At 33.9% G+C, this 17,172-nt stretch carries 15 protein-coding genes; all 15 read right to left on the bottom strand.

What is annotated here, in order from left to right:
- Positions 1-208 precede the first annotated feature (208 nt).
- Positions 209-1,747: a lipopolysaccharide biosynthesis protein gene (locus FJQ98_RS06545; RefSeq protein WP_075807217.1), complete on the bottom strand. Its 1,539-nt coding sequence runs from the start codon at positions 1,745-1,747 to the stop codon at positions 209-211.
- Positions 1,748-2,119: 372 nt separating this feature from the next.
- Positions 2,120-2,881 (bottom strand): tyrosine-protein phosphatase, encoded by a 762-nt coding sequence (locus tag FJQ98_RS06540; RefSeq protein ID WP_343069287.1) that lies wholly within the window; start codon positions 2,879-2,881, stop codon positions 2,120-2,122.
- Between the two features lie 21 nt (positions 2,882-2,902).
- Positions 2,903-3,610: a CpsD/CapB family tyrosine-protein kinase gene (locus FJQ98_RS06535; RefSeq protein WP_053594281.1), complete on the bottom strand. Its 708-nt coding sequence runs from the start codon at positions 3,608-3,610 to the stop codon at positions 2,903-2,905.
- A 157-nt stretch (positions 3,611-3,767) separates the two neighbouring features.
- Entirely contained in the window at positions 3,768-4,877 is a 1,110-nt protein-coding gene (locus FJQ98_RS06530) for a glycosyltransferase family protein (protein ID WP_075807229.1), read from the bottom strand.
- Between the two features lie 26 nt (positions 4,878-4,903).
- Complete coding sequence (locus FJQ98_RS06525) at positions 4,904-6,121, bottom strand: O-antigen ligase family protein (protein ID WP_053594279.1); 1,218 nt, start codon at positions 6,119-6,121, stop codon at positions 4,904-4,906.
- A 10-nt stretch (positions 6,122-6,131) separates the two neighbouring features.
- Positions 6,132-7,094: a glycosyltransferase family 2 protein gene (locus FJQ98_RS06520; protein ID WP_053594278.1), complete on the bottom strand. Its 963-nt coding sequence runs from the start codon at positions 7,092-7,094 to the stop codon at positions 6,132-6,134.
- On the bottom strand, positions 7,091-8,278 hold the full coding sequence (locus FJQ98_RS06515) for a glycosyltransferase family protein (protein WP_053594277.1): 1,188 nt from the start codon (positions 8,276-8,278) through the stop codon (positions 7,091-7,093). The genes FJQ98_RS06520 and FJQ98_RS06515 overlap by 4 nt, the downstream gene beginning before the upstream one ends.
- Positions 8,279-8,425: 147 nt before the next feature.
- Positions 8,426-9,148, bottom strand: coding sequence for a YveK family protein (locus FJQ98_RS06510; protein WP_053594276.1), 723 nt, complete (start codon positions 9,146-9,148; stop codon positions 8,426-8,428).
- Positions 9,149-9,507: 359 nt separating this feature from the next.
- A complete protein-coding gene (gene rny, locus FJQ98_RS06505) occupies positions 9,508-11,067 on the bottom strand; it encodes a ribonuclease Y (RefSeq protein WP_053594275.1) in 1,560 nt (519 codons plus the stop codon).
- Between the two features lie 743 nt (positions 11,068-11,810).
- Positions 11,811-12,878, bottom strand: a complete 1,068-nt coding sequence (recA, locus tag FJQ98_RS06500) for a recombinase RecA (protein ID WP_053594274.1) — start codon at positions 12,876-12,878, stop codon at positions 11,811-11,813.
- 157 nt (positions 12,879-13,035) lie between these two features.
- Complete coding sequence (locus tag FJQ98_RS06495; protein ID WP_053594273.1) at positions 13,036-14,295, bottom strand: competence/damage-inducible protein A; 1,260 nt, start codon at positions 14,293-14,295, stop codon at positions 13,036-13,038.
- Between the two features lie 17 nt (positions 14,296-14,312).
- Complete coding sequence (pgsA, locus tag FJQ98_RS06490; protein ID WP_053594272.1) at positions 14,313-14,891, bottom strand: CDP-diacylglycerol--glycerol-3-phosphate 3-phosphatidyltransferase; 579 nt, start codon at positions 14,889-14,891, stop codon at positions 14,313-14,315.
- 50 nt (positions 14,892-14,941) lie between these two features.
- Entirely contained in the window at positions 14,942-15,856 is a 915-nt protein-coding gene (locus FJQ98_RS06485) for a helix-turn-helix domain-containing protein (RefSeq protein WP_201406656.1), read from the bottom strand.
- 25 nt (positions 15,857-15,881) lie between these two features.
- Entirely contained in the window at positions 15,882-16,670 is a 789-nt protein-coding gene (locus FJQ98_RS06480) for a DUF3388 domain-containing protein (protein ID WP_053594560.1), read from the bottom strand.
- A 228-nt stretch (positions 16,671-16,898) separates the two neighbouring features.
- Entirely contained in the window at positions 16,899-17,156 is a 258-nt protein-coding gene (locus tag FJQ98_RS06475; protein ID WP_053594270.1) for a DUF3243 domain-containing protein, read from the bottom strand.
- Between the last annotated feature and the right edge of the window lie 16 nt (positions 17,157-17,172).

Genomic DNA, 17,172 nt, shown 5'->3' with positions numbered 1-17,172 from the left:
ACGTTTTACGCGCCTCTTCGACTAATTCCTCTGCTCTTGCAAAAGGATGTTCATGAGGTGGCAAAAAGACAGCAAAAACATGGTGTTGGTCACTCAGTCGTGTGTTGTTGTTGTTGTTGCTTCGCTTTCGCTGCAAAAGACATGTGCTGAAAGAAGTTAAAGTAAATCATTGGAGCTATAGTTTAAGAGAATAAATTATGCATTTTGCTTATTCCCGTTCCACTTTTCTTGTTAATAAGTTCGGAATTTTACTTTTTGCAACATGGATTAGCGTTTTTCTTTGTTGAGCATTTATTCCAAACACAAAGAGAGTTAGAAATAGAAGTATGCCATATAAAATTATATAACTAATGAGAGAAACCCATGTAATATTCGGATTAAATATAAATAATAGTAACTTCATGGTAATTGTTGAGGAAAAGAGAGCGATCATTAATTTTGATATATTCAGCCAAAAACCTTTGATATCTAATTTTAATTTTTTGTGATAATACACATTCATAATGACACCATTACCCACTAACAATGATAATGCTGTTATACTTGCTGTTCCTAGTAAACCAAAATATTTAATAGCGGGAATTGATAACATCAGATTTAACAAAGCAATACAGATTAATAGAATTGTTCTAAATCGAAATAAATTTTTCGCTTTTAAGACACTCAATCCTAAATTCTGAATAAGGTCCACTGTGAAAGGGATCATAATGATCAATACAATATAATAAACTTGTAGAAACTCTTTTCCGACCCATAGCGCAATAAAATCTTTTCCAAAAAGTATGAACCCCCCCATAACATATCCAACTATTAAAAACTGAATCGATCCTACTTTTTTAAATAGATGATTAATATGCATTAGACCATCTTCTTGCGTAACGAGTATAGATATTCTAGGCAAATAGAGATTGCTAATAGCTAGTGCCAATGACATAAAAATCATAACAATCTGGATGGCAATCGCATAAATAGCCACATCTACAGTGCCTTTTAAAATACCTAAAAGTAGTTGATCCGTTTGCCAATAAATTTTATCTACAATTACAGTGACAAAAATAAAAAATGCATAGAGACAAATCTCTTTTAGCAAGTTCTGATTACTATTTGTAAAAGTAAATTTTACATCAAGAATTTTCATACAAATTAATGCATCTACTAGGATAAATAACGTATTATAAACCGCAACAATACCAATCAACGTAACAGAATCAGCACCTTGTAAAAGGAAAATCAGCATCGTAATTGGTTGAATGATCACCTGTATTAAAGATACTAGTTTAATAAAAATAAATCGTTCATACGCTTGTAGGATTGAAGAAAATACGCTTAATGGAAATTGCACTGCTAAACTAATGGTCATAAAAATAATCATCATTTTTACTTTCCCCAATTGATGATCGGATAAGCTGCCTCCAAAAATATTGTCGACTTGTGAATATAAAATTACTCCAATTCCAATTGCAATCAGACCAATTAAGATAAATAATTTCAGGAAAAATCCATTTAATTCCGCTTCACTGTTCTTGTCACCAAGAGCACGATTTCTCGATATATAACGAACAATCGCATTACCGAATCCTAAATCTAAAATCGAGAAATAGCCAATAAGTACCATCATTAATGAGTATAAACCATACTCTTCTTGCCCTAGTATGCGAATCATAAATGGTGTATACACTATAGAAACAACAAAAGTACAAAAGATAGTTACATAGGAAAAAATCGCAGCCGTTCTTATTTCGTTCATTTTCCCAGTCCCTCCTTTTGCGCTCACTCTATGATATTCAATCACTTATTATATTAATTTAATCTATTATTTATTCATTAGTAACTTAGAAATATCAATACTCACCTATTTCGTCATTTGATTTTTAAATTTGTCCATGCTTAAAACAACCTTAGCTTCTGCTAAAGCTTATTATTAAAAGTCTATTAGAAAAACAACTTGATCACATGAAGACATGTATAAGCAGGGAGTTTATTGATGAGGGCTTTTCGTCAATGATAACCCACATTTATTTAAGAAAATAAGACATCCATTATGCCTCGGCATAATAGACGTTCTGACGTTTCACTTTCGCTACGAAAAAAATTTGCTATAAAGAAGTTAAAATAGAACTTAATTTTTAAATATACGCCTCCATTTCTTTGGAATAATATCCTCTGGTTCATAAGGTATTATTCGCTCATTTCTTACTATCTTTTCATTATTTCCTAGTAAATAATCAACAGCTTCAAATTCTTTATGTTTCTCTAAAATTTTTAGCCCTTGATTAAATAGAAAAGGTCGCGTGCTTAAATTATGTACATCTGACCCATATGTGTGAACAAGATTGGAGCGCACTAATTCCATTGAAAAATGTTGAATTTTTCTACCGAATTGTCCTGTCAAGCTCCCTGCAGTTATTTGAGAAAGCGCCCCTTCACGCACTAAGATCTCTAGTCGCTTTGGATTTTCAATAATTGCTCGATTTCGTTCAGGATGTGCAATAATCGGTGTAATACCTGCCCCCACTAGTGATACAATAAGCTTCTTTGTATAAAAGGGGATCATATTATTAGGCAGTTCAACTAATAAATACTTTGAGTTCGCTAATGTGTGGATTTGTTTCATCTCATAAAGCTCCAACATATTTTCTGTCAATCTTACCTCATGGCCAGTATAAAGGTTTAAAGGTAGTTTTCGTTCCTCTACTGTTTCCTGTAAACATTCAACCTGCTCCTTAACAACCTCATAATCCACACTATATAGAGGATGTTTGATATGTGATGTTGCGATTATAGTTGTAATGCCTTCTCTAGTAGCTTGCTCTAACAATTTGATTGCTTCATCAAAATCCTTTGGCCCATCATCTACACCAAATAAAATATGACTATGCATATCAATCACCTTCAAATCCCCCTATTCTATTGAATTGTAATATTGATTAGAATGATGATTACGAGGAAATACATAATTATTTAAAACGACACCTAGAATTTTTGCTTGAGCATTTATGAGTATTGATTTCGCCTTTATCACATTTAATTTTTCTACAACACCTGTATTTACTATAAGTAAAGTACCATCACATTTATTTGCTAGAATTTGTGCATCCGTAACAGATAACAGCGGAGGCGCATCAAAAATGACGATATCGAATTCTTTTTTGACTGTTTCAAAAAATTCATTCATAGCTTTAGATGCTAATAATTCTGCTGGGTTGGGTGGGATTGGGCCACTCGTAATAACAGAAAGCCCTTCTACAGAAGTGGTTTGAATGATAGTTTCAAGGATTTTCTGTCGAATTAATAAACTAGATAATCCTACCGTATTCGTTAAGTGAAAAGTATGGTGTATTGTTGGCTTACGCATATCGGCATCGACCAACAATACTTTTTTTCCTTCCTGAGCAAAAACAATACCAATATTTGCAGCATTTGTTGATTTACCTTCACCCGGTATAGATGATGTAATAAGCATTGTTTTTTCATCTTGTTCGCATAAAGAAAAAGTAATATTTGTTCGAATTGTTCTGAATTGTTCAGATAAAATTGATTTAGAATCATAAACAGTAACTAATTTACGTGCCAAAGTTAGCAGCTTTCTCTTTTTCTTAGTACGAAACATAAATAGTTCCTCCTCCACATTAGTATAATAAATTCGATTTTTAGAATTTCAGAAAGGATCTATCTCCATTTTATATATGAGATAGTTTTTCTAAACAGTACTCATTATCAAAAAAATATCTAACAATAAAAAAACCATGACTAGTGTTGATCATTTCTTATTTTTCGTCCAATATTTTTTGGTATATTTCAGTCATAAATTTTTCAGTATAGTTTTCAAAGGCAGTCTGCCAAATTGCTTTTGTATTCTTATTTTTCTGTTGAACATCATCAATATTAAATTGATTTAGAAAGAATGTACTGATTGATGGAAGTCCTTCTTGAATAACAAAGCCTGTATCATGCTTTATCGTGTTTTGAGCTAACAATGTATCATTATTCGTTAAAATAGCTTTCCCTAAAAACAGACCCTCATAGTATTTATTAGGTGCTGCATAAAAATGGTCATCATCCTGACAGTAATAAAAAGCGATAATCATATCGGAATTTTTCATCATATTTAAGCCAGTATTATAATCTACTTTCCCCCAGTAAATTACATTGTCATATTTTTCAGAAATTTCAAACACCAAATTTTCCAAATAGCCATATCCCGCAATGTTCAAACAAAAATCTTCATTTTGAGATACAAATTTTAATATATCCTCTAAACCTCGAAATTGATCAAATACACCCACATAACTTAAAATATATTTGTAATTTAATCGTTGACTATTTACCTTCTTATAAATGTCTTGATCATCTTTTAATTGAATAGATGGAATATTTGGTAATACAAAGAATTCTCTTCTGTATTTAGGGTTTACTTGGTTAATACGGTATTTCTCACAAATTATAGCGAAGTCAGTTTTCTTAAATAGAATATTTTCAATTCTATTTATCGTACACTTTATAAATCCTTTAGGTTGAGGATTGGAGAACCAGTCAAAAACATCAAAAACTATTTTTTTTCTAGTAAAAATTGTTGAATAATATGCTGGGAGCATTGTATCGAAATCACATGCATGTATTAAAGAATACGATTTTCTATTTCGAATTAAATAAATAAAAATAAAAATAAACCAGGCTATTTTATACGGAATATTTTTGTAAGCTAACCCATATCCTGTTTGCAAATTAAAATATGTAAAATTAGCCTTCTTAATGTTTTCTTTTCCTCGATTCCATGCTAAAACTTTATAATTTTGATGACTACTTTCTAAATAATTTATATATTTTTGTAATCTCGGATCTGGATTTGCCTCGTTACTTCTAATAAGAATTACCATTTGCATCCTCGTCTCTTTTTATAATGTTAAGCCTCAAACATGTTCTTCTGATAAGAAATTTGTTTGTTGTATGTGCTTATTTTCCTCTGCATACTGCCTTCTTTTTTATGGAAATTCAACATTATAAATGTTAAAACATAGAAAAAATTACCGCCATAAATTATACCGTCTACAGCAGCTATTATTAAAAATAAAAAAATCAGTAGCTGACCTTTGCCATTCGATTTAAAAAATAAGAAAACCATTGCTACAATGAATAGTAATAACCCAATAATTCCGTGATTAATAAGAAGTAGTACGAATGAATTGCTATAATTATACAAATCATACCCTCTAAAATAATTTGCTAATTGATGAAAGCCAACCCCTATTAATTGATTAGGAAAAGGTAATTCAAAAAAATAATCTATATAACCAACTAATCTCATGCCACTTTCGTCATTAATATTCGATATTTTCCTCATATTATCCGTGAAAATCCACTGCCAATCTAAAAGAAATGCTAATAGAATGCCTCCTAAAATAGTAAACGTCGAGATCTGGAAAGCTAATTTATATTTTTTATTTTTAATAATATAGAAAGTAAAGATTAAAACGCCTCCTAAAATACCTAAAGATGAAGTTGAAACAAATAAGCAAATTAAGCAAATTAATGAGGCAATAATTTTTCCATTATTTAAATATAAACCTAATATCGGTAATAAAAATATAGCAAAGTATGAGGGTTCAGAAAAAAGGACATTTGGTCTTCTATATGTAACCGATGTTGCCCACTCATATCCACTAGCTAAATTCGAAAACAGCTGACCATCAAAAGGAATTTTACCTGCACTAATCCAAACCACTTGATATAGTAGAAAAATACCAGTAATGGCTACAAAATAATAACTTACTATTACTAGTGTCCTTTCCGTTATAAATCTTATTAATTGCATAGTGCAAAATAAAATAACGGTTGACGCTATAATACTTTTATACATGCTGTACATGCCTATATTGAAGGGCGTGAAATAAATGACGAATAGAGAGAGTAAAACATGTCCTGTAAATAAAAAAACAATATATTTATTAAAAATAAATTTTTTAGTAAAAAATACAACAAGAAATGAAAACATAATTAAAATAAAGCTACTCATAGATAAAAACCCTATAAAGCTATAAGGAGCTAAAATCATAGTGAAAAATAATATAATACAAGAAGTATAATCCAACATGATATTATGTTCTTTTTTATTTTGGTCCATCAACACACCCTCAAACAGTGTTTTTTATTTTGAATAAAAATAGTACAATTCCTATATTGACCTTTCTTATGATATTGTATTTTATTTTTTCTATAGTTAGGGGCACAGTCGAGACATCAATAACATATTCAAATCGTTGCTCTTTTAAAACTGTTTTCTTTTTATTTTTTGAAATTTCTAATGTTAACAATTTACTGTTAGCTAAAAGATAGTCCCCCATAAAATACCTATTAAATAATGATATTGTTTCAATAGAAGAGTTCTTATTCATAAAATAACACTCTAATATGTTTTTTAAATGCAGTGTTTTTTTATAAAAATAAGGATCTGCGACTCTCATTGAAGAATTTTGCCTTTCTTCAACTACATACATGTTCTTATTAAGAAAAACCACTTCATCAATTTTATGACAATTTAGATATTTCAATGTAAAGACCATGTCTTCTCCATATTGAATATCTTCATCAAAAGTTAAATTAAATTCTTCAATTACTGCTTTCCGAAATAATATTCCACACGCTGTCCGATCGAAGGATCCTTCTAAAATTCGATTAAATGCCTCTTCTGCCTTTAACCTTTCCTTCTCTGTAGCATTGGATTTCGGTAGAATATTCGTTATTATAGCCAGCACATTACATGAATGTATTTCTTTACATATCTCATATAGGAAATTTTCATGTACAAAATCATCTCCATCTATAAAAATAATGTAAGTGCCTTCTGCTAAAGCTAAGCCCTTATTTCTTGCAGAACTTACTCCTTTATTTTCTTGATAATAATATTTTATTCGATGATCCTTTGTAGCAAGCTGGACTATATTATTTTTCGAGCCATCCGTTGAACCGTCATCAATTACAATGATTTCAAAGTGTTGTATTGTCTGTTTTTGAAGTGATTGTAGACATCTCGTTATATAATTTTCTATATTGTAAACAGGGATAATAATACTTATAAAATCATTAGGAGCACTCATTGCTGCATCTTCCTTATAAGTTCATGTCCGATATACGTTGGTGCAAACTCTCTCACTGTTGGATAGATTATTTTTTTATAATTTTCATTTATAAATCTTAGGGCTTCTTTTATAGATTCAACGTTATTTTCACAAAAAATATAACGATTATATTGACTATAAAATTTTCGGAGTTCCTCTTTTTCGCCATCTAATATGAAGAGAATAGGCTTTTTCGATCCAGAATAATAATATAATTTAGCTGGTATTTGACTACCTTTAAGGTTACATAGATGAATATAAATATCTGTATTTTTTTCTAGTTCTCTCAACTTTTCTAAGTTGATGCGTGGTCCTATATCAATCATTTTTGTGCTTTTCAGTTTAATATCAGAATCTCCTCTAACAACAAAGTTATAGTTTAGTTCATTCATTGCATCATAACATGGCTTTAAATTTCTAATATGGGAGCTATAATCCCCAAAATATCCAAATGTTATCTCCTTATCATTTCCACTTTTTTGATCGTCAGTAGTTAAATAAGGGATTAAAATAAAATCAATTTTATGATTTAGTTCCTGATAAAGAGCTTGATATTTTTGAGCTGTAAAGGGAGATACAAATAAAACTTTATCTGCACATTCAAATAGGTATTTTTCTTCTTTTCTCATTCGATTAATTACTATTGGGTTTCTATTCGTAATATCTAAACTAAAAGGATCTCCCCATATTTGAATCCACTTTTTATAATTCACTTTTTTTTGTTGAATCATTTTTAATGAAAATAAATGAGCATGCTTTGGATCAGAAGATGAAATAATATAATCATAGTTAACATTATTATTTTCTATATTATCTACATTGTTAATCCACCTAAGTTGATGGTCATATATGGTAAATAATGAGTAAGTATACTTAATTGAATCTTTTATTAACCGTGTTATACTTTGAAAGATTTGTGGAGTGGCGGAAGATTTCTTGCTACTAAAAATGTTATATGCTCCTCCAATAGGATATGCCGTTAAACTATTTATATCAGGCAATTTAATACCTTCATCCTGCGAAATATGCTTTTCAGGCAATTCAGAAGTGATGACATCGACTTTACAGCCATTCAATATCAAGGCTTCAATAAAACCTAAATTCATTAATGTTACTGAAGAATTTGAAAATAACGACTGTGCAGCTATAAACAATATTTTCATTAACTTCTGTCCCTCCTATCCATTCATTTTTGTATGAATTATGCGGATATCTTACACTTATCAATTAGGTCTTGATGGTTTATTTTTCTTATGTCGTTTCATTCACTATTAGCCTTCGCGCATATTACTTTTAAATAAATAAATATGTTAAAATGATCTACTTCTACTTCTAAAAACCTTTTTTTGACTTTTATTATCGGGGATTGAGCACACAATTCCTATAATCGGTAAATCCAAGGTTTCCTCTATATATTCTTCACTTTTAATAGTTGTATCAATATAATCTAATATGAAGGCTAGTCCTATACCGATAATAAGACCTATTACTACTGCAATCGTTATATTTAAGTAAGTATTCGGAGAGACGGGTGTTGGGTTTTTTGTTGGTTGAGCTGAAGAAAGAACATTTACATTATTAATATTCATTAAAATTTGGATTTCGCTTTTGAATACTTCCGCAACTGTATTGGCAATGGCTATGGCTTTATCATAATCTTCATCTCTAACACTAATATTTACTACTTGAGAATCATCAGTATTTAATACATTTATTTGTTTGGTAAGTTCTTCTGATGTTGTTTCAAGGTCAAGTTTCTCAATTACTTTTGTTAAAATAACTGGGCTTTTGATAATGACGTTATAAGTGTTAATTAATTGAAGATTTGCCTGTATTTTATCAACGCCTACATATTCACTGTCTTTTCCTTTTTGATTTACTAAAATCTGAGTAGAAGCTTCATATTCTGGAGTTATATAGAAATAATTTAACACTGTAGAAGCAATGATAGCGAGCAATACAATGCCTGTTATTAACCATTTTTTGTTTTTTATAATCTGAAATACTTTTTGTAAACTAACAACCTCATCCATTTAATATCCATCCCCTTTTATTGGTACAAATCCTATTAGAATTCCACTTGTGTTAATTTCCAAATTTATGTAAATCGCTATATATACTCTCTACCTAAATAAAAATGTCCCTTTTTTAATCTATGTTGAAATTTTATTAAAAATAACCAAATCTAAAATACTAAGAAAATGAATTTGTGGCTGTCTACAAATGAAAGTGGCTTCTGAAGTCTAAGTCTCTAACACACTCTCACCTGAGGGAGCAGACCGTGACTTCAAACTTGGGGACAGATACTAGATTTTGATGATAGGAACTTTATTTTTTTGTAATAAAAAAGCTTCCTTTGACCTATGTCAAAGGAAGCCTTTCATTTTCTTTTCTATTTCGCATATTCCACGGCACGTGTTTCACGAATAACCGTTACTTTAATATGACCTGGGTAATCAAGTTCTTCTTCAATTCGCTTACGGATATCTCTCGCTAAGCGATGTGAAGCCAAGTCATCAATTTTTTCAGGTTGTACAATAATACGGATTTCACGACCAGCCTGAATTGCAAAGGATTTTTCTACACCATCATAGCTTTCGGAAATTTCCTCTAACTTTTCAAGTCTTCGGATATAGTTTTCAAGTGTCTCACTTCGAGCACCTGGACGAGCTGCTGATAATGCATCCGCTGCAGCTACTAAAACGGCGATTACAGATGTTGCCTCTGTATCACCATGGTGAGAAGCAATGCTGTTTATTACGACCGGATGTTCTTTGTATTTTGTTGCTAACTCCACACCGATTTCGACGTGGCTACCTTCAACTTCATGGTCAATTGCTTTACCAATATCATGTAATAAACCTGCACGGCGAGCTAATGCTACATCTTCACCAAGTTCAGCAGCGAGCAAGCCTGCTAAATATGCAACCTCTATTGAATGTTTTAGGACGTTTTGTCCATAGCTTGTACGATATTTCATGCGGCCTAAAATCTTCATTAAATCTGGATGTAAGTTATGAATGCCAATTTCAAATGTTGTTTGCTCACCTGTTTCGCGGATTTGTTCATCCACTTCACGACGAGCTTTTTCCACCATTTCCTCAATTCGAGCAGGGTGAATACGGCCATCCTGTACAAGTTTTTCAAGTGCGAGTCGAGCCGTTTCACGACGAATTGGATCAAAGCCTGATAAAATAACCGCCTCTGGAGTATCATCAATAATTAAATCTATACCTGTTAGCGTTTCCAGCGTACGGATATTACGACCTTCACGACCTATAATACGACCTTTCATTTCATCATTAGGCAAGTTCACGACAGATACTGTTGTTTCTGCAACGTGGTCTGCTGCAAAACGTTGCAGCGCCAGTGATAAAATTTCACGTGCTTTTTTATCTGAGTCTTCTTTTGCACGTGTCTCAGCTTCCTTCGTCATCACAGCAATATCAGTCGCTAGCTCTTTTTCTACTTCTCCTAAGATAATAGCTTTTGCTTCATCTCTAGTTAAAGCTGAAATACGCTCTAGCTCTGTTTTTTGCAAGGCAACGAGCTCGTCCACTTTGCTCTCCATCTGTTCAATATGCTGTTGTCTTTCAGCTAGAGCTTGTTCTTTACGCTCTAAGCCTGCTTCTCTCTTATTTAGAGCATCATCTTTGCGATCAAGATTCTCTTCTCTTTGCAATAAACGGTTCTCTTGTTTTTGAAGTTCTAAACGACGTTCACGAATGTCATTTTCTGCTTCATTACGAAATTTGTGAGTTTCATCTTTGGCTTCAAGTAGTGCTTCTTTCTTCAATGCCTCCGCTTCTCGTTTTCCTTCTTCAACGATTGTTTCAGCGACATGTTTAGCACCAGTGATTTTTGAGTCATTCACTTTTTTCATGTAGATATAGCTAACAGCGGCACCAACGATGAGTCCAAGCAAAGCGGAGATGATAGTAATTCCATCCATATGAACACCTCCTCTTGCTATTTGGGTAATACAGTTTCAGTCGGCGCATACAAAAATTGCAGTGCCTATTTAAAGTCATAATTCAGAAATTATACATATTTAATTGTATAACTAGGCTTAAACTCTGTCAAGGATAGTCGGGCATCTGTTCGCCCTTCGAAAGAAAAAAAGTCAGTCATATCCATTAAGAGAATTAATTCCCTAATACTTTTACACTAACCCACATTTTACTTTTTACAAAAATAAAAGAAAAGTAGTGCTTAGGAAATATTTTACAGACTATTTATTTTTGCTAAAAGCCTTATATCCTCGGCGTACATAAAAGTTCGGGTGGAGGAACAATGTAAACTTCCCTCCCCTCTCTTGATGACGTTCAAACCGTGATTTCGATGAGGCTATCCGTCGCTTTTCTATTAGAACAATGCGTAGCTTACAGGAAACGTTCTGGCGACTCCCCCTCCCTTTCCGCCGACCAACTAAAAAGCCAGTTTTTCGGCAAAAGTGCCGGGGCATTTGCCTTCATCATAAATCGTATGGATTTCCAACAAATTTTATAGAACCGAATTTCCTAGTATATGTAAATATAAAGGAAAAATGCATTGCTCTCACTCTAAGAGTGGGAACAATGCATTTTCCTTTTAAAGCCTCCGGCGGATGTTACGAATTCGGAAAGGAGTGCTTTGTGCAAGTGCAAGCACAAAGCCAAATCCGAACGCAATTATGCCGAGGCATAATTGATTTATTTATTTTTCGTCTTCAAGAAGAAGCTTTAATTCATCATCCATTTCTTCCTCTTCACCATGAGCCGCAATAGTATATGAAGAAGATGCAATACCGTAAGAAGCACGGATTTTATTCGCAATGTCGTCAAGTACTGCTGGATTTTCTTTTAAATACTGTTTGGCATTTTCACGACCTTGACCTAGGCGCTCATCACCGTAAGCATACCAAGAACCGCTTTTTTGAACGATGTCTAGTTCAACACCTAAATCGACTGTTTCGCCCTCTTTTGAAATTCCTTCACCGTACATAATATCGACTTCAGCTGTACGGAATGGTGGTGCTACTTTGTTTTTCACAATTTTAATTTTTGTACGGTTACCCATAATGTCATTGCCTTGTTTAATAGCTTCTGCACGACGTACTTCTAAGCGAACGGAGCTATAGAATTTAAGCGCACGACCACCAGGTGTTGTTTCTGGGTTTCCGAACATAACACCGATTTTTTCACGTATTTGGTTAATGAAAATAGCAATCGTTTTTGATTTATTGATAGCACCTGAAAGCTTACGTAATGCTTGAGACATTAAACGAGCTTGTAGACCGACATGTGAATCACCCATATCCCCTTCAATTTCAGCTTTTGGAACTAATGCTGCTACAGAGTCAATAACGATGATATCGATAGCACCACTACGTACTAATGCTTCTGCAATCTCAAGTGCTTGCTCTCCTGTATCTGGTTGCGATAATAGAAGCTCATCAATATTGACGCCCAATTTTTGTGCATAGATTGGATCTAAAGCATGCTCAGCATCGATAAAAGCAGCTTGTCCGCCATTTGCTTGCACTTCTGCAATAGCATGTAAAGCAACCGTTGTTTTACCTGATGATTCCGGGCCATATACTTCAATAATACGTCCACGTGGATAACCACCAACACCTAATGCAGCATCAAGTGCTAACGAACCACTTGAAGATGTAGCGATTTCTAAATCGGTTTTTTCGCCAAGTTTCATGATAGAACCTTTACCAAAATTCTTTTCAATTTGTTTTAACGCCTGTTCTAAGGCTGCTTTACGATCACTCATTCATTTTCCTCCTTCGAAAACTGTTCACTGTTTTTCTCTTTCTCTACTATACTTGTTTTTAAGAGAACACGCAAGAAAAAAGCGAACATTTATTCGATTTTATCCAAAATAAAAATTTGGGTATCTTTTTCAACCCAAATTTCTATTTTCATATCTATTAATAGCGTTTTGTAAAGCCTCGTTCTTCCAAAAGTTGCATTAAATAATGACATGTAAACTTCACCGCGCGAAGTCGATTCGTATTGCGCATGCCCGATAAATGAAGCAAATACGTAATTGGTTCTTCATCGCCAATAGCAATACCAATCCAAACCGTCCCTACTGGCTGATGATCGTGTGCTGTAGGACCTGCTGCACCTGTTAATCCAATACCAATAGTAGTACCGATTTTTTCACGCACAGCACTAGCCATAGCGGCTGCACACTCACTGCTTACAATACCATGTGTATCTAATAATTCTTTAGTAATACCGAGCTGCTTAATCTTAGCCTCTTCTGTATACGTAACAACGCCACCAACAAGGGCATCTCCTACACCCGGTATCTCAGCAAGCTCTGACTGAAATAACCCTGCTGTTAAACTTTCTGCCGCAGAAATTGTTAACTTATTATCTAGTAACATTTCTACAGTTTTAGAGGCAAGAGAATCATCATCTATACCATATTGAAAGTCACCAACAAGCGCTTGAATCTCTGCTACCTTTGTGGCAATAAGCTGCTGCGCTTCTTGCTCGGTTTCTGCCTTGGCAGTTACACGCAATGTAACCTCGCCGTCCGAAGCAAGAGGAGCAATAGTTGGATTTGTTTGAGCATCTAAAATATCTTGGATCCGTACCTCAAGTTCCGCTTCTCCGATACCGTAAAAGCGCATAACATGTGATGCAATAACCCCTCCGGCATTCAACATCACACCAAGCTTTGGTTTTGCTTCAAATTGGAACATTGGCTCAAGCTCTTTGGGTGGCCCTGGCAGCAAAATATACGTACGCCTATCTTTTGTTAATATCATGCCAGGTGCCATACCGTGATGGTTTGCTAATACTTCACTACCTGCTAATACTAAAGCTTGCTTACGATTATTGTCCGTCATTGGACGTCCTCGTTTTGCAAAAAATTGCTCAATATATGTCAGTGCGATATCATCAAATTCGAGAGGAACACCAAGATGACGAGCAATCGTTTCCTTTGTTAAATCATCCTTTGTAGGACCAAGCCCACCAGAGAAAATGATTAAATCAGCACGAGTCTCTGCAACGGAAATAGCCTCTTCTAAACGTTTTGCATTATCTCCAACAACAGTGTGATAAAACACATTTATCCCTAACTCCGACAACTGACTCGAAATAAATCTCGCATTTGTATTCGTAATCTGACCAAGCAATAACTCTGAGCCAACTGCAAGAATTTCAGCATTCATGATCCCCAAGACCTTTCTTATTTAGACTCAAGTAAGACACGTCGATTTAGATAGAAATAATCCCATCCAGACCACAGTGTGAAGAACAATGCAATATATAGCATAATTGTATTAAATGGAATACCAATAAGTGTAAAGATTGTATTGTGTAAAAGTGCTGCTGCGATGGCCACTATTTGCGTCCATGTTTTTATTTTACCAAGCTGGTTTGCTGCTACGACTTCGCCTTCTCCAGCCAAAATTAATCGTAAACCAGTTACCGCAAACTCACGGCTAATAATTAAGATGACTATCCAAGATGATGCCATATCGAGTTCAACCATTAAAATAAATGCTGCTGATACAAGTAACTTATCAGCTAGCGGGTCTAAAAATTTCCCAAACGTCGTCACAAGATTATACTTACGTGCATAATAACCATCCACCCAATCAGTTGTTGAAGCAAAAATAAAAATAAGTGCACCTACAAAATGATGAACAGGCATCTTCGCACCGAATAGTGACATTGTTCCCCAGTTGAAATCAAACATCATAACAATGACAAAGAACGGAATAAGTATGATTCGAGAGATGGTAATTTTATTTGGAATGTTCATTTTTCTAACACCTTTCATGATGAAAGAAAGTAGCCATCACTAGATGACTACTATTCTTTATTGAAATTGATGACGATGTTTTGCGTTACAATTTGCTGTGCATACGTTAAAAGCTCGTCATTAATGTATACCTTAGCTTGCGTTGAATTACCTAAACGGATACGAGCGTAGTTTTGAGATGTTGCGTCGAATTCTACAACTTCTCCTGCATTATATACACGTGTTTCTGTTAATACTTCTTGTTGCTGTTGGTTTCGAATACCGATAAATGTAGGACCTGATACCTCAATACGTATTTTAAGAGAATCTGTACCTGTTAACGTATAAGAAGTTGTTGCCCCATCTGCTTCAATAGTCCCTGCTGAAATCGTTTGCTTAACCTCTTCAGCTTGCTTTTCATCAGGTGTTTCCTTTGCTGAATCTTTTGAATCTGTTGAGTCTTGTTTACCAGTTGTTTGAGCTTTTTTATCTTCATTTTCTTTATCTTTTTGACTATCGATTGGATTTGCTTTTGTATCATATTCCATTTCTGGTGGGGTATCGTCATGATCGTCTTGCCCCGATTTAATTTTAGATTGCCCTAGCACCCAAATTGCCACAATAATAACAATAATAAATAAACCAACGATTATTTTCGGCATTGCCTCCATCATTTTATTGGAAGGGCCCTTGAAACTTTTTCTTCTGCTTGGATTATTCGTCAACGATTGGTTTACTTGCTCGTTTGGCGTACCTGGCAGTTCGTTTTTATAAGTTTCTAAAATTTCCTCTGCGTTCAAACCAACAGCGTCTGCATATTGTTTAATAAAAGCTCGTACATAAAACGAACCAGGCATAATCGAAAAATTGCCCTCTTCAATACCTACTAAATAACGCTTTTGTATTTTCGTTATTTCTTGCAAATCGTCTAAGCTGTAGCCTTTAGACAGTCTCGCCTCTTTCAGTCGAGTCCCTAATTCTGCCACTCATAACACCTACTTTAATATCAAATTAAAAATTAAATCCTCCAAATGAATTGGATTCGGACATCATGTGATTTTTTTCCATTATTTCGTACGTAATTTCTTCATCTGGGTGATGACGTAATTCAATGATATAATCAAAATCCTCAATCTTATATTCTGAATGCTGAACAAACATATCTGGATGCTCGACGACCTTAATGGAAGGCATACTCATCATTTCACGCACTAGTTGCAAATGCCGTTCATCAGATGAACGTCTTGTCACAATACCATCTAATATAAAAATATTATTGTCACTGAATTCATCACCAGCAAGTTTATTGCGAACAGTCTGCTTGATCATTGTAGATGATAAAAAAATCCATTTTTTATTGGCACATACACTTGCCGCTACAATCGACTCGGTTTTCCCAACACGAGGCATTCCACGTATTCCAATGAGCTTATGCCCTTCTTTTTTAAAGAGCTCAGCCATAAAGTCAACTAAAATACCAAGTTCATCTCGAACAAAGCGGAAGGTATTTTTTTCATCTGCATCTCGAGGAATATAATGACCGTGCCTAAGGGCTAAACGATCACGGAGTTTTGGTTGTCGAAATTTGGTCACGTTAATATGTTCCATTGTCGAAACAATTGTACGAAAACGCTCAATTGCTCCATCATTGTCTGTATGCACTAACATACCACGTCGATCCTCATCGACACCATTTATTGAAATAATATTGACACGAAGCATCCCTAAAAGTGAAGCAATATCTCCTAATAATCCAGGGCGATTCACCTGAATTTCATATTCAAAGTACCAATCGCTCAAACACACTCGTTCCCTTCCTATTAGTTAACGTAAAAAATCCTTTATAAGTTCCATCATAGCTGATTTTTTATGTAATGGAAAGTTAGAATATATGGAATTATGGTGTTATTTTTAAAAACTTACTATTTTTTTTTTGAGAGTTCAAAATAAGGCTTACATACGTTCCCTTTTTCATACAAAAAATGCTTTTTATATAGAAAAAAGAGGAGATGGGCTCTCCTCTTTGTTTTACTGCACATGCTTATTTTGTACAAGTTTAACGACACAATTCGCCAATGCATGTTTTTCATCTTCAGAGGCAACGCTCCATAAATCCGACAGCACTCGCTCTTGTTCATTTTTAGGATCGACATTTGTCGCCAAATATTCCCCAATTTGTACAGCAGCTTGTTGAATCATTTTCTTTGGCATACCGCTTGATTCTGCTTGCATAACATTTTGTCCTAAAAACGATGTCCATTTTTGCCAGTTTTCTAAAATGGTCATATGTTCCTCCTCCTTT

The organism is Lysinibacillus agricola, from assembly GCF_016638705.1.
GTDB classification, from domain to species: Bacteria; Bacillota; Bacilli; order Bacillales_A; family Planococcaceae; genus Lysinibacillus; species Lysinibacillus agricola.
This window is presented reverse-complemented; position numbering and strand designations above follow the sequence as displayed.

Excerpts from the sequence above, each read along its gene's own strand:
- FJQ98_RS06545 (WP_075807217.1), bottom strand. The coding sequence starts at position 1,747 with ATGAACGAAATAAGAACGGCTGCGATTTTTTCCTATGTAACTATCTTT.
- FJQ98_RS06540 (WP_343069287.1), bottom strand. The coding sequence starts at position 2,881 with ATGCATAGTCATATTTTATTTGGTGTAGATGATGGGCCAAAGGATTTT.
- FJQ98_RS06535 (WP_053594281.1), bottom strand. The coding sequence starts at position 3,610 with ATGTTTCGTACTAAGAAAAAGAGAAAGCTGCTAACTTTGGCACGTAAA.
- FJQ98_RS06530 (WP_075807229.1), bottom strand. The coding sequence starts at position 4,877 with ATGGTAATTCTTATTAGAAGTAACGAGGCAAATCCAGATCCGAGATTA.
- FJQ98_RS06525 (WP_053594279.1), bottom strand. The coding sequence starts at position 6,121 with ATGGACCAAAATAAAAAAGAACATAATATCATGTTGGATTATACTTCT.
- FJQ98_RS06520 (WP_053594278.1), bottom strand. The coding sequence starts at position 7,094 with ATGAGTGCTCCTAATGATTTTATAAGTATTATTATCCCTGTTTACAAT.
- FJQ98_RS06515 (WP_053594277.1), bottom strand. The coding sequence starts at position 8,278 with ATGAAAATATTGTTTATAGCTGCACAGTCGTTATTTTCAAATTCTTCA.
- FJQ98_RS06510 (WP_053594276.1), bottom strand. The coding sequence starts at position 9,148 with ATGGATGAGGTTGTTAGTTTACAAAAAGTATTTCAGATTATAAAAAAC.
- rny (WP_053594275.1), bottom strand. The coding sequence starts at position 11,067 with ATGGATGGAATTACTATCATCTCCGCTTTGCTTGGACTCATCGTTGGT.
- recA (WP_053594274.1), bottom strand. The coding sequence starts at position 12,878 with ATGAGTGATCGTAAAGCAGCCTTAGAACAGGCGTTAAAACAAATTGAA.
- FJQ98_RS06495 (WP_053594273.1), bottom strand. The coding sequence starts at position 14,295 with ATGAATGCTGAAATTCTTGCAGTTGGCTCAGAGTTATTGCTTGGTCAG.
- pgsA (WP_053594272.1), bottom strand. The coding sequence starts at position 14,891 with ATGAACATTCCAAATAAAATTACCATCTCTCGAATCATACTTATTCCG.
- FJQ98_RS06475 (WP_053594270.1), bottom strand. The coding sequence starts at position 17,156 with ATGACCATTTTAGAAAACTGGCAAAAATGGACATCGTTTTTAGGACAA.